Source organism: Pseudomonas sp. MHK4 (genome assembly GCF_054600775.1).
In genome coordinates this window covers 1-12,781 of the sequence record NZ_BAAIAK010000022.1, presented here as the reverse complement: position 1 = coordinate 12,781, position 12,781 = coordinate 1, and the positions used below count along the sequence as shown (strand labels likewise).

9 protein-coding genes and 1 tRNA gene are annotated in these 12,781 nt (G+C 60.8%); 4 read left to right on the top strand and 6 right to left on the bottom strand.

What is annotated here, in order from left to right:
* Positions 1 to 25: 25 nt before the first annotated feature.
* The 4 genes from ACYP2Q_RS29980 to ACYP2Q_RS29965 all read right to left on the bottom strand — a co-directional run bounded on the left by ACYP2Q_RS29980 (position 26) and on the right by ACYP2Q_RS29965 (position 5,658).
* Entirely contained in the window at positions 26 to 1,588 is a 1,563-nt protein-coding gene (locus ACYP2Q_RS29980) for an amino acid permease (RefSeq protein ID WP_459733790.1), read from the bottom strand.
* A 133-nt stretch (positions 1,589 to 1,721) separates the two neighbouring features.
* Positions 1,722 to 2,882, bottom strand: coding sequence for an iron-containing alcohol dehydrogenase (locus ACYP2Q_RS29975; RefSeq protein ID WP_459733789.1), 1,161 nt, complete (start codon positions 2,880 to 2,882; stop codon positions 1,722 to 1,724).
* Positions 2,883 to 2,885: 3 nt separating this feature from the next.
* Entirely contained in the window at positions 2,886 to 4,277 is a 1,392-nt protein-coding gene (locus tag ACYP2Q_RS29970; protein WP_459733788.1) for an aldehyde dehydrogenase family protein, read from the bottom strand.
* A gap of 7 nt (positions 4,278 to 4,284) precedes the next feature.
* A complete protein-coding gene (locus ACYP2Q_RS29965) occupies positions 4,285 to 5,658 on the bottom strand; it encodes a glutamine synthetase family protein (protein ID WP_459733787.1) in 1,374 nt (457 codons plus the stop codon).
* 215 nt (positions 5,659 to 5,873) lie between these two features.
* On the opposite strand from ACYP2Q_RS29965, the gene ACYP2Q_RS29960 reads away from it, so the two are divergent.
* From ACYP2Q_RS29960 to ACYP2Q_RS29945, 4 genes are all read left to right on the top strand, one after another.
* Positions 5,874 to 6,260: a GFA family protein gene (locus ACYP2Q_RS29960; protein WP_459733786.1), complete on the top strand. Its 387-nt coding sequence runs from the start codon at positions 5,874 to 5,876 to the stop codon at positions 6,258 to 6,260.
* 274 nt (positions 6,261 to 6,534) lie between these two features.
* Positions 6,535 to 7,533 carry a bile acid:sodium symporter family protein gene (locus tag ACYP2Q_RS29955; protein WP_459733785.1) on the top strand — a complete coding sequence of 333 codons (999 nt, stop codon included), beginning with the start codon at positions 6,535 to 6,537 and terminating at the stop codon, positions 7,531 to 7,533.
* Positions 7,534 to 7,654: 121 nt separating this feature from the next.
* A tRNA-Gln gene (locus tag ACYP2Q_RS29950) sits at positions 7,655 to 7,729 on the top strand.
* A 312-nt stretch (positions 7,730 to 8,041) separates the two neighbouring features.
* Positions 8,042 to 9,718: an MFS transporter gene (locus ACYP2Q_RS29945; RefSeq protein WP_459733784.1), complete on the top strand. Its 1,677-nt coding sequence runs from the start codon at positions 8,042 to 8,044 to the stop codon at positions 9,716 to 9,718.
* 160 nt (positions 9,719 to 9,878) lie between these two features.
* Here ACYP2Q_RS29945 and ACYP2Q_RS29940 read toward each other — a convergent pair whose 3' ends face one another.
* Complete coding sequence (locus ACYP2Q_RS29940; protein WP_459733783.1) at positions 9,879 to 10,976, bottom strand: SEL1-like repeat protein; 1,098 nt, start codon at positions 10,974 to 10,976, stop codon at positions 9,879 to 9,881.
* 186 nt (positions 10,977 to 11,162) lie between these two features.
* Complete coding sequence (locus tag ACYP2Q_RS29935; protein WP_459733782.1) at positions 11,163 to 12,446, bottom strand: SEL1-like repeat protein; 1,284 nt, start codon at positions 12,444 to 12,446, stop codon at positions 11,163 to 11,165.
* Positions 12,447 to 12,781 lie beyond the last annotated feature (335 nt).

Genomic DNA, 12,781 nt, shown 5'->3' with positions numbered 1-12,781 from the left:
AGGTTTTTCGCGAGCAGGCTCGCTCCTACAAGGTTTTGCGGTTCAACGCCGCTTCAGCCGCGGCGATTTCAGCCTGGCGCTTGACGATCATGTCGCCCACCGGCGGTCCCTGGAAGCGGCGCGCTTCAAAACCGAACCAGACGATGGCCGTCAACACCAGGAAGCCGATGGTGATGTACAGCGCCCAGTCGTTCGGTGGCTGGATGCCGATGACGAAGATGATCACCATCGACAGCACCGAGAGCAGCGCAAACACCGTGTACCAGAAGCGCCCGATGTTCCACGGCCCCATGGTCGGCCACTTCGAGGTCCCGTAGGCGAACAGGCCGAGCACGATGGGAATGATGAAGGAGAAGAACAGGAAGATCACCGTGCAGGACACCACGATGGTGTAGACCGGTGTCTCACCCACCGAGATCACCGATGAGCCCCAGTCGAACAGGACCGCGAGGGTAGCGCCGGTCCAGATCGCCGCCACAGGGCTGCGAAAGGTCGGCGAGACCGAGGACAGGGCTTTCGAGCAGGGCAGGCCGCCGTCACGGGAAAACGCGAAGATCATGCGCGAAACCGAGGTGACAGTCGCCAGCCCACAGAGCACCTGCGAGATGAAAATAGCCACGTACAGCGCGTCCTTGAGCAGCGGATTGACCTGGGTGCTCATCGCCCAGAAGAACACGTTCCAGCCTTGCTTGGCCGCCTCGTCCATGCTCGGCAGCATCAGCACGAAGGCGCTGAGCATCACCCAGCCGAACAGCAGCGACCAGACCACCGACATGACCATGCCTCGCGGCACCGACATGGCGGCATTGCGGGTTTCCTCGGAGGTGTGCGCGGAAGCGTCATAGCCGGTGATGGTGTAGATCGGCAACAGCAGGCCGAGCATGAAGATCCAGCCGTTGGACACCTGCGGCCAGACGCTGCCACCGGCCTCACCGGAATAGTTGCCGAAGGTCACCAGCCGGGAGAACTCGAAACTGGGGGCCGAGATCAGGCAGACAATGGTCAGCGCCAGCGCGGTGGCGAAAATCAAGTAACCGGAAAAATCCGTGAGCCTGGCAGTCAGGCCGATGCCCAGGTGATTGCACAGGGCCTGGAGCCCGGTGAGGATGGCCAGGAAAATCACCCGGGTCGTGGTGGTGTCCTCCATGCCCAGTGTCGGGCCGAAGGCACCGAAGAAAAAGTAGTAGGTGCCGACGTTGATCGCACCGAGTACCGTGACCAGCCCCAGCAGGTTGAACCAGGCCGTGAGCCAGCCGGTGAAACGGTTGCCGAGGATCGAGCCCCAGTGATACAGGCCGCCAGCGGTAGGGTAGGCCGAGGAAATCTGCGCCATGGCCAGGGCGAAGACCCCGGAAATCAGGCAACCGATCGGCCAGCCGATGCCGATCGCGGCACCGCCGGCGCCCGAGGTGCCCTGGGCGAGTGAGTTGATGCCGCCGGAGAGGATGCAGATGATCGAAAAGGAAATCGCGAAGTTGGAGAAAACCCCCATTCGTCGCGACAACTGCTGGGCATAGCCCATGCTGTGCAGCACCTTGACGTCATCGTCGTGCGGCGCGTCGGTGCCGGGCTGGCTTGCTGGGTTCATGCTGGTGTGCCCCTTCAGGTTTGATACGCAGCCATCCGGGGTTCCGGATGGGTTGGCTTTCAACCCCTTGTCGTACTGCTCCTGTTTACAACCGCTAACATGTCGTCGTTTCGACCATGGACCCTCGATCGAGTCAGAGACGGCCGTGGAAAGCGGCCTGGAAAATTTCCGCCACGCCGGCCTTGGTCAACGGCAGCGGATTGCCGCCGGCAGACGGGTCGACAATCGCCATGTCCGCGATCAGGTCGGCCTTTTGATCATCCACACCCAGCTCGAACAGCGTATGCGGCACGGCGATGTCCTTGCGCAATTTGAGGACGAAGGCCAGGAAGCTGTCGAAGCCCGGGGAGGGCAGGTGCAGATACGCCGCCAGGCGCGTGATGCGTTCCTCGATGGCCGGGCGATTGAACTTCAGCACATAGGGCATCAGGGTGGCGTTGGTCATCCCGTGGTGGGTGTCGTACAGCGCGCCGATCGGATGCGCGAGGGCGTGCATCCCGCCCAGGCCTTTCTGGAAGGCGGTGGCGCCCATCGCCGCCGCCGCCAGCATCTGCCCGCGTGCGTCGAGGTCCGAAGGGGTGTGTACGGCGCGTACCAGGGCATTGCTCACCAGGCGCATGCCCTCGACCGCGATACCATCGGCCATGGGGTGAAACCCGGGGGCACAGTACGATTCCAGGCAATGCGCCAATGCGTCCATACCTGTGCCGGCGGTGACTTTGGCCGGCATGCCGACGGTCAGGGCCGGGTCGCTGATGACCACCCGCGGCATCATTTTCGGGTGGAAGATAATGCGTTTGGTGTGGGTGCGGTCGTCGATGATCACTGCCGCACGGCCCACTTCGGAGCCCGTACCCGCGGTGGTCGGCACCGCGATGATCGGGGCTATGCGGCTTTCATCGGCGCGGGTCCAGTAGTCGCCGATGTCTTCGAAATCCCAGACCGGACGGGTCTGGCCACTCATGAAGGCGATGAGCTTGCCCATGTCCAGGCCGCTGCCACCGCCAAAGGCGACCACGCCGTCGTGGTTGCCCGCACGCCAGGCCTCGAGCCCGCCCGCCAGGTTGGCTTCCACCGGGTTGGGCTTGAGGTCGCAGAACAGCGCGGCGCCCAGCCCGGCATTGCGCAGGGCGTCCAGCGCAGCCGTGGTGATCGACGCGCGCCCCAGGCCACTGTCGGTGACCAGCAGCGGGCGCTGGATCCCCTGGCTGCGACAGGTCTCGGCCAGCTCCGCAATGCGGCCGACACCGAAACGGATGCTCGTGGGGTAGTTCCAGTTTCCAGTCAGGCTCATGGCTCAGGTCTCGTGGCGCAGATGGAAGGATTTGGCGCGGGTCAGCTGTTCATAGCCCAGGGCCGACAGCGTGACGCCGCGCCCACTGTTCTTCACCCCGGTCCAGGCCAGGGCCGGGTCCAGGTAATCGCAGCGATTCATGAACAGGGTGCCGGTGTCGATCTCGTTGCCCACGCGTTCGGCGGCGGCCAGGTCGCGGGTCCAGATCGACGCGCTGAGGCCGAATTCGCTGTCGTTCATCAGGGCGATGGCTTGCTCGTCGCTGTCCACCGGCATGATGCCGACCACCGGGCCGAAGCTTTCATCGCGCATCACCGACATCTGATGATTGACCTCGACCAACACCTGCGGGGCGAGGTAGGCGCTGCCCGGTACGTCGGCGGCAAAGGCATGCGGGTCGATCAGCGCCTTCGCGCCCAGGGCCTGAGCATCGGCAATCTGCCCGCGGACGAAATCCGCCGCGCCCGGACTGACCATGGGGCCGAGGGTGGTGGCGTCGTCCAGCGGGTTGCCCAGCACGTACTGACGGGTCAGTTCGGCGAAGCGTTCGACAAAGGCCGGGTAGATTTTCCGGTCGACATAGATACGTTCCACGGCGCAGCAGCTCTGCCCGCAATTGAAGAAGCTGCCGTCCACCAGGTTCTCCACCGCGTGTTCGAGGTTGGCGTCTGCTCGGACATAGGCCGGGTCCTTGCCGCCGAGCTCCAGGCCCACGCGCAGGAAATCCTCGACCGCAGAGCGTTGCATTTCCAGGCCGGCCGCCACTGAGCCGGTGAAGTTCACCTGCTGCACCTGTCCGGAGCCGATGACCACGCCGGTGTGGATGTGACTGAGCAGCACATTCTGGAACAGCCCTTCAGGCAGATTGGCGCGGCGCATGGCCTCGGCAAAACGCTCGCCCACCAGCAGTGTTTGCGACGCGTGCTTGAGGATCACGCTGTTGCCTGCCATCAGTGCCGGAATGATCGTGTTCACTGCGGTGAGGTAGGGGTAATTCCACGGTGCGACCACCAGCACGGTACCCATTGGCTCACGTTTGACATAGCGGCGAGAACCCGCGAGCGGATCGGCTTCGAGCGCCGCCAGGGCTTGCGGTGCAATGGCGATCATGTGCCGGGCACGCTCTTCAAAGCCGCGCAACTCGCCAGCGCCATAGCGCACCGGGCGGCCCATTTGCCAGGCCAGTTCCGGGACGATGTCATCCTTCATGGCCAGCATCGCGTCCACCGCGGCGCTGCAAAATGCCGCGCGTTCGCTCAGTGGCCGGCGCTTCCATAGCGCCTGGGCGGATGTGGCCGCCGCCAGTGCCTGCTCGATCTGCACGATGTCGGCGTACTGGCGCTCGGCGAAGACCCGGCCATCGACCGGCGAGATCAGTTGAACGGTGTTGGTCATAGTGCTCTCAGTAGCGCTCGAAGCCGCGCTGCAGTTCCCAGTCAGTGATGCGCCGGTCGTATTCTTTCTGTTCCCATTCGGCGGTGTGCACGTAGTGGTCGATCACTTCATCGCCGAAGGCCTCGCGCAACATGCTCGATTTCTGCAGTGCGGCACTGGCCTCGCGCAAGGTCTTGGAAACCTCTGGCAGATGCTCGTCAACGTAGGCATCGCCCTCGAAGGGCGCGGCGAGTTCGAGTTTTTCATCAATGCCCGCCAGCCCGGCCGCGATCAGTGCGGCGAAGGCCAGGTAAGGGTTGAGGTCGGCACCGCCGATGCGGCATTCGATGCGGATCGATTTGCTGCCCTCGGCGCACAGGCGAAAGCCGGCGGTGCGATTGTCCCGGCTCCAGACCGCCCGGGTAGGGGCGAAGGTGCCAGCCTGGAAGCGCTTGTAGGAGTTGATATAGGGCGCGAGAAAACAGGTGATGTCGTTGGCATACTTGAGCTGTCCGGCGACCCAGGAACGCATCAGTTTGGACATGCCGAACTCGGCCTTGGCGTCGAAGAACAACGGCTTTCTGGCGTTCTTGTCCCACAGCGAATTGTGGATGTGGCTGCTGGAACCGGCGGCGTCATAGCGCCACTTGGCCATGAAGGTAATCGCCTTGCCCTGGAGTTGGGCGATCTCCTTGCACGCGTGCTTGATGATGACGTGATGATCGGCCATGGTCATGGCGTCGGCGTAGCGGATGTTGATTTCTTCCTGGCCCGGGCCCCATTCGCCCTTGGAATTTTCCACCGGGATGCCGCTGGCCTGCAGGTGCTTGCGGATCGCCCGCAGCACCGGCTCTTCGCGGGTGGTCTGCAGGATGTTGTAGTCCTCGATGTAGTGCCCGGCGGTCTTCGGCTTATGGTAGTTGCGCCTGTGGATGGCCTCGTAGCTCTCGTCGAACAGGTAGAACTCCAGTTCCGAGGCGAACATGCCGGTGTAGCCGCGTTCACGCAGGCGCTCGACCTGTTTTTTCAGGATCGCCCGCGGGCTGTGGGGCAAGTCCTGGCGATGGTGGTGGTCCAGCACATCGCACAGCACCAGCGCCGTGCACTCAAGCCAGGGCACCTTGCGCAAGGTGCGCATGTCGGGCTTGAGCACGAAATCGCCGTAGCCTTTGCTCCAGCTGGCGGCGGCATAGCCCGGCACCGGCTCCATGTCGATGTCGTCGGCCAGCAGGTAATTGCAGCAGTGGGTTTCTTCATGGCCACTGTCGATGAAAAACTCGACCTGGAAGCGCTTGCCCACCAGGCGGCCCTGCATGTCGACCATGCACACCAGGACGGTATCGATTTCGCCAGAGGCGGCAGCACGCTTGAGTTGGTCAAAACTGAGTAACGGCTCGGTCATCACGGCAATCCTGCGCAAATTGTCTGGGCCTGTCTGAGATAGCTGTTGCAGACGCTCTCCAGATAAAACCGACAACTGCCGCCGCGAGCATCAAGGGCAATAAGCTGACGTAAGCTTAGCCTACTGTCGCTTTTCGCAAGTTTTTGCTGTGACGGATTTGTTAGCCTCTACGTTCCTTGAGCGGCCACTTTCAAATCCTTGAAGAGGAGGGCGGCATGCAACAATTTACCGGTGGTTGCCTGTGCGGCAGTGTCCGGCTTGTGGCATCGGGGCAACCCTACCGGGTCGGCCTTTGCCATTGCCTGGACTGTCGCAAGCATCACGGGGCACTGTTTCACGCCTCGGCGATTTTTCCTGAGGACGCGGTGACGATCGAAGGCGAAACCCGGGACTACGCCGGGCGGCATTTCTGCCCTCGCTGTGGCTCCTCGGTGTTTGCCCGCAGCGCCGACGAAATTGAAGTGAACCTGGGCTCATTCGATGCGCCTGATCAGTTCAGGCCCACCTACGAAAGCTGGACGGTGCGGCGCGAGGCCTGGTTGCCGGCGTTCCCGCTCGCACGGCACTATGAGCACGATCGAGAGGGCAACGGTCGTCTGTAGGAGCTGGCTTGCCAGCGAAGGCGGGCACCCGTGATGTTGGATGTGCCGGCCTCATCGCTGGCAAGCCAGCTCCTACAGTTGCCCGCAGCGCACACAAAAGCTGTGTATGGCACAAATCCTGTAGGAGCTGGCTTGCCAGCGAAAGCGGCATATCAGTCACCAGTGATTTTGGGAGGTGTCCGTTAGGCGCTATCTCCTGGCTTATTAGCGTTAGCCGGCAATCTGAGGGCGCGCTAGAGTGGTCGCAACGTTCCCGGCCACCTGGATGACCCCGATGACCCGCCCCCGTTTCCTGCCCGACAACTTCACCCTGACCCTGGTCGGCGTGGTCCTGCTCGCCAGCCTGCTACCCGCCAGTGGCCAGGTGGCCGTGGGCTTCGGCTGGTTGACCAACAGCGCCATTGCCCTGCTGTTTTTCCTCCACGGCGCCAAATTGTCCCGCGAATCGATCATTGCCGGTGCCGGTCACTGGCGCCTGCATCTGCTGGTGTTCGGCCTGACCTTCGTCCTGTTCCCGCTGCTCGGCCTGGCGCTCAAGCCGTTGCTGTCGCCGCTGATCGGCGCTGACCTGTACATGGGCATGCTCTACCTCTGCGCGCTGCCGGCCACGGTGCAGTCGGCGATCGCCTTTACCTCCCTGGCGCGAGGCAACATCCCAGCGGCGATTTGCAGCGCGGCGGCGTCCAGCCTGTTCGGGATTTTTCTCACGCCGTTGCTGGTGACCTTGCTGCTGGACGTGCACGGCGAGGGCGGCTCGACCCTCGACGCGATCGTGAAGATCAGCGTGCAGTTGTTGCTGCCGTTCATTGCCGGGCAGATCGCTCGCCGCTGGATCGGTGCCTGGGTGGCGCGCAACAAGAGCTGGCTGAAATTTGTCGACCAGGGTTCGATCCTGCTGGTGGTATACGGTGCGTTCAGCGAAGCGGTGATCGAAGGCATCTGGCACCAGATCCCGTTGCGTGACCTGGCGGGGTTGGTAGTCGCCTGCTGCGTGGTGCTGGGGCTGGTGCTGGTGGCCTCCACAGTGCTGGGCAAGGCCCTGGGTTTCAACCAGCAAGACCGCATCACCATTCTTTTCTGTGGCTCGAAGAAAAGCCTGGCCACGGGCGTGCCGATGGCCCAGGTGCTGTTCGCCGGCAGCACCATCGGCGTGTTGATCCTGCCGCTGATGCTGTTCCATCAGATCCAGTTGATGGTCTGCGCAGTGCTTGCCCAGCGCTTCGCCAATCGCCCGGAATCGGTACCCGAACTGATGGGGCAGGTCGATCCTTGATGGTAAGTCGCTGTTTTAAAATAAAATAATTTGGCGAGGGGGTTCCCAGGCGGCGCGAAAGTTGATAAATTGCCGGCCATTCCTGCAGAGGGCCTTCCCCGGCTCTCCAGGCAGCAGCTACAGGGGCGTCGCCAAGCGGTAAGGCAGCAGGTTTTGATCCTGCCATGCGTTGGTTCGAATCCAGCCGCCCCTGCCATATTTCTGATAGCCACCACTCGTGCATAGCGCGAGTGGTGGTTATTGCATTCTGTACGTCCCCCCCCCCGCAACAAAACACCTTCTCCATTGCAGGCTCGTTCGCTCGACCGCGGTTGCCCGTGATGGCGAGTGGATATCTGCAAGAAGCCGATTATGCTCAATGAAACCTTGCAGCGATGCGAGGCCGTCAGCCTGTGTGCATGCTTTGCGCAATCCGTAATCCGATGACATCAGCCCCATGGCCAGGGTGCGGCAACAAGAAGGTAGTGGGGTACTCCGGCCTATAACAAGAGAAAGACGGAGAAGACTCATGGCCGCAATCGACAACACAACCGCGGGTAACGCGCCCCACCACGGAATCACCAAGGAGGAGCGCAAGGTCATCTTCGCCTCGTCCCTTGGCACCGTGTTCGAATGGTACGACTTCTATCTCTACGGCTCTCTCGCCGCGATCATTGCCAAGCACTTCTTCGCCGGCGTCAACGAAACCACGTCCTTCATCTTTGCCTTGCTCGCATTCGCCGCCGGCTTCGCCGTGCGCCCCTTCGGCGCCATCGTGTTCGGCCGACTGGGCGACATGATCGGGCGCAAGCACACCTTCCTGATCACCATTGTGATCATGGGTATCTCCACGGCCATCGTCGGCTTCCTGCCCGGCTACGCGACCATTGGCGTGGCCGCGCCGATCATCCTGATCACCCTGCGCCTGTTGCAAGGCCTGGCCCTGGGTGGCGAGTACGGCGGTGCGGCGACTTACGTGGCCGAACATGCACCCAAGGGCAAGCGCGGTTATTTCACCTCGTGGATCCAGACCACCGCCACCCTCGGCCTGTTCCTTTCGCTGCTGGTGATCCTCGCCTGTCGCACCGTGCTTGGCACCGAAGCGTTCGAAGCCTGGGGCTGGCGGATTCCGTTCCTGCTGTCGATCCTGCTGCTGATCGTGTCGGTCTACATCCGCCTGCAGCTCAGCGAGTCGCCGGTGTTCCTGAAGATGAAGGCCGAAGGCAAGGCCTCCAAGGCGCCGCTGACCGAATCCTTCGCCCGCTGGGAAAACCTCAAGATAGTGATCATGGCGCTGCTTGGCGGTACCGCCGGCCAGGCCGTCGTCTGGTACACCGGGCAGTTCTACGCGCTGTTCTTCCTGCTGCAGACGCTCAAGATCGACCCGCAGACCGCCAACCTGCTGATTGCCGGTTCGCTGCTGATCGGCACGCCGTTCTTCGTCATCTTCGGCAGCCTGTCCGACCGCATCGGGCGCAAGGGGATCATCATGGCCGGCTGCATCCTCGCGGCGCTGACCTACTTCCCGATCTTCCATGCGTTGACCCAGTACGGTAACCCCGACGTGTTCATTGCGCAGGAGAAGAACCCGGTCACGGTGATCGCCGATCCAGACCAGTGCTCGTTCCAGTTCGACCCGGTGGGCAAGGCCAAATTCACCAGCTCCTGCGACCTGGCCAAGACCGTGTTGGCCAAGCGGGCCATACCTTATAAGAACGAAAAAGCCGCCCCGGGCACTGTCGCGCAGGTGCGCATCGGCGACAAAGTGATCCCAAGCTTCGAAGGCACCGGCATGCCGGCCGCCGACTTCAAGACCCGCAACGACGCCTTCGTCGCGACCCTGGGTACCTCCCTCAAGGAGGCCGGCTACCCCGAGAAGGCCGACCCGGCCAAGACCAACTACCCGATGGTGCTGCTGCTCCTGACCATCCTGGTGATCTACGTGACCATGGTCTACGGCCCGATCGCCGCCTGGCTGGTGGAACTCTTCCCGGCGCGCATCCGCTACACCTCGATGTCACTGCCGTACCACATCGGCAACGGCTGGTTCGGCGGCTTCCTGCCGACGGTAGCCTTCGCCATGGTCGCGGCCACGGGCGATATCTACTATGGGTTGTGGTACCCCATCGTCATCGCGGTGATGACGGCCATCCTGGGTATCTTCTTCATGCCGGAAACCAAGGATCGGGAGATTCATCACACCTGAAACCTGTTGGAGCCAGCGGCGCGGCTGTCCGCCGCCCGCTCGCTCCTTCAGCCAAGGCGTAGGAAATCGGCTTCTGATGTTCACTCTGTTGGAGCTGCCGCAGGCTGCGATCTTTGATCTTTTGCTAGCCTGTTCGGCTTCTATCGAGGCTTCTCTTGATTCAATGCGTTTGCCCAGTGCTCGAATCACCTCGGCTAACGATAATCGCATTGTCCTTGCTGATTGTTTGCTGGAGGTTTTGGCCGGTGACTTCCTTGACCGGGAGTTTGGCCTTGGACAGCTGGTTGATCAGCGCTTGGCTGGGCTTTTCCGGTGGGACATTGGCGCGGCGTGCTTCAAGCCATTGGAGCTTGCCGTCCCAGGCTGGGAGCTTCGCCGGGGGTAAAGGGACGATTTCGTTGATTTCGGGGACTGTGGGGTTGGCGTAAGAAGCTCTCGCGAGTATTCGCCAGATTTTTTTATAGCGTTCGGCGCGTTCAGGGTCTTCTTGTTGCCCGAGGTAATCCAGCTTGTTAGTAACTGGAGGGCCTCGGAATGCATCTCCCAAGCGGCCGGCGGCTTCGCTGTTACCTGCGGCGACCCCCATCTGGAGTATTTCAAGCGCTTCCCGATACTGCTCTTTGTGTTTAAGGTAAATACCCAATGCGACGGCCGCTTCGCCATTACCCTGCTCGGCTGCACATTGGTACATCTGGACCGCGATCTCCGGTGCAACATCAATCGGGTCCAGCTTATCTCCCACATAGTATTGCCCTTGTGCACTGCCCAGATCAGCAGACCTGCGGTAGTAACGCAAGGCCATTTCCGGGTCCTGCTTCAACCCCGCAGAACCTTGCTGCAAGAAGATCCCCACAAAGTAGTATCCCGTGGCCACACCAGCGTCGATCAGTTGTTGACTCATGCGTAAGTGTTCATGGCCGTGAAGCTTGAAATGCTGACGCATCGCTCCGTTCTGAAGGTTGATGTTGGCTTTGTAATGGCCGTTTTCGGCGGCGATGCGGTACAGCCGTTCGATCTCCACGTCGACGCTCTTGTCTTGCTTTAGCTGATTGTTCTTTTGCAACCAGCGGGCGTACTGGAACAGCACATCTGTTTCGGCCGAGGGGACAGGAATTTTTTCGTGGGCGCAGGTAAAGGCGAAATTGGCCTTGATTTCGGTGAGTGGGCTCACATGAGGGTTCTTCTTCATATAGGTAAAGGCGCTGCGGCTATCACAAGCAGCCAGCAGCAGGCAAAAAAGCAAGAGCACGAGACGCATCAGTCGAGATCCTTCGGGTGGCTTTGTCGTAGTAAAAATCGACGAGCGAAGCACAGGGCGCATCCTTCTTTTACTGATTGTTCCCACGCTCTGCGTGGGAATGCATCCCGTGAGGCTCCGCGTCACCATTGCGCAGGTGTCGACAGCGGGACGCAGAGCGTTACTGTCCTGTTTGAGCTGGATTTCTCATCCGAGCAGGCACCATTCAACCGCTTGCTCAGATCGTTTGATCTTGTCGGAGAAGGGCCAGATAGGTGGCTGGTAACGTTCGACCAGTTGCTTGGGCAAGATCACGCCCTGCTCGAAATACCGAATGCCGTTGCCGTCCTTGACTGAATGGTGGCGAGGAAGCCATCCAACTCTCCAATACCCACTTACCGGACAGACTTGACCGCTATAGCAGTACGGCGCGGATAAATGAGCCTGGCTGAATGCAGGTGAACCCGGAAGTCCTCGTCCGGTGGCCGGGTCCAGGAGTTTGGCCTTGGACAGTTGGTTGATCAGCGCTTGGCTGGGCTTTTCCGGTGGGACGTTGGCCCGGCGTGCTTCGAGCCATTGGAGCTTGCCGTCCCAGGCTGGGAGCTTCGCCGGGGGTAAAGGGACGATTTCGTTGATTTCGGGGACTGTGGGGTTCGCGTAGGAAGCTCTCGCGAGTATTCGCCAGATTTTTTCATAGCGTTCGGCGCGTTCGAGGTCTTCCTGTTGGCCCAGGTAATACAGCTGATTGTCAGGCTCGGGACCCCGAAAGCCATGCTTCAAGAAAGAAGCCGCTGTCTCATCGCCCCCCGCGACACCGAGTTGGAATACTTCGAGTGCTTCTTGGTACTGACCCTTTCCTTTGAGATTCACACCCAGATCCACAGCCGCCTCACCATGTCTTTGCTCGGCAGCGCAGCGAAGCATTTGCCGAGCGACATCCGGGGCAACATCGCTAGGAGCCAGTTTGTCCCCCACATAGTATTGCGCTAGGGCACTACCTTGATCAGCAGCCTTGCGGTAGTAACGCAAAGCCATTTCCGAGTCCTGTTTCAACCCTGCGGAACCTTGCTGCAAGAAGATCCCCACAAAGTAATATCCCGTGGCAACACCGGCGTCGATAAGTCGTTGGCTCAAGCGCAAGTGTTCATGGCCATGGAGCTTGAAATGCTGGCGCATCGCGCCGTTCTGCAGGTTGATATTGGCCTTGTAGTGGTCGTTTTCGGCGGCGATGCGGTACAGCCGTTCGATCTCGACGTCGACGCTCTTGTCTTGCTTTAGCTGATTGTTCTTCTGCAACCAGCGGGCGTACTGGAACAGCACATCTGTTTCTGCTGAGGGGACAGGAGTTTTTTCGTGGGCGCAGGTAAAGGCGAAATTGGCCTTGATTTCGGTTAGTGGGTTCACATGAGGGTTCTTTTTCATATAGGTAAAGGCACTGCGGCTATCACAAGCAGCCAGTAGCAGGCACAACAGCAAGAGCGCGAGACGCATCAGTTGAGATCCTTCGGGTGGCTTTGTCGTAATAAAAATCGACGAGCGTAGCTCAGGGTGCATCCTTCTTTTACTGATTGTTCCCACGCTCTGCGTGGGCATGCATCCCGTGAGGCTCCGCGTCAGCATTGCGCAGGTGTCGACAGCGGGACGCAGAGCGTCCCCACCTTTGGGTTATTCGCAAGCTCGTTTTTTCATTTCATGGGAAGCAGGGCGTTACTGTCCTGTTTGAGCTGGATTTCTCATCCGAGCAGGCACCATTTAACCGCTTGCTCAGATCGTGTGATCTTGTCGGAGAAGGGCCAGATGCGTGGCTGGTAACGTTCGACCAGTTG

Excerpts from the sequence above, each read along its gene's own strand:
- ACYP2Q_RS29980 (WP_459733790.1), bottom strand. The coding sequence starts at position 1,588 with ATGAACCCAGCAAGCCAGCCCGGCACCGACGCGCCGCACGACGATGAC.
- ACYP2Q_RS29975 (WP_459733789.1), bottom strand. The coding sequence starts at position 2,882 with ATGAGCCTGACTGGAAACTGGAACTACCCCACGAGCATCCGTTTCGGT.
- ACYP2Q_RS29970 (WP_459733788.1), bottom strand. The coding sequence starts at position 4,277 with ATGACCAACACCGTTCAACTGATCTCGCCGGTCGATGGCCGGGTCTTC.
- ACYP2Q_RS29965 (WP_459733787.1), bottom strand. The coding sequence starts at position 5,658 with ATGACCGAGCCGTTACTCAGTTTTGACCAACTCAAGCGTGCTGCCGCC.
- ACYP2Q_RS29960 (WP_459733786.1), top strand. The coding sequence starts at position 5,874 with ATGCAACAATTTACCGGTGGTTGCCTGTGCGGCAGTGTCCGGCTTGTG.
- ACYP2Q_RS29955 (WP_459733785.1), top strand. The coding sequence starts at position 6,535 with ATGACCCGCCCCCGTTTCCTGCCCGACAACTTCACCCTGACCCTGGTC.
- ACYP2Q_RS29945 (WP_459733784.1), top strand. The coding sequence starts at position 8,042 with ATGGCCGCAATCGACAACACAACCGCGGGTAACGCGCCCCACCACGGA.
- ACYP2Q_RS29940 (WP_459733783.1), bottom strand. The coding sequence starts at position 10,976 with ATGCGTCTCGTGCTCTTGCTTTTTTGCCTGCTGCTGGCTGCTTGTGAT.
- ACYP2Q_RS29935 (WP_459733782.1), bottom strand. The coding sequence starts at position 12,446 with ATGCGTCTCGCGCTCTTGCTGTTGTGCCTGCTACTGGCTGCTTGTGAT.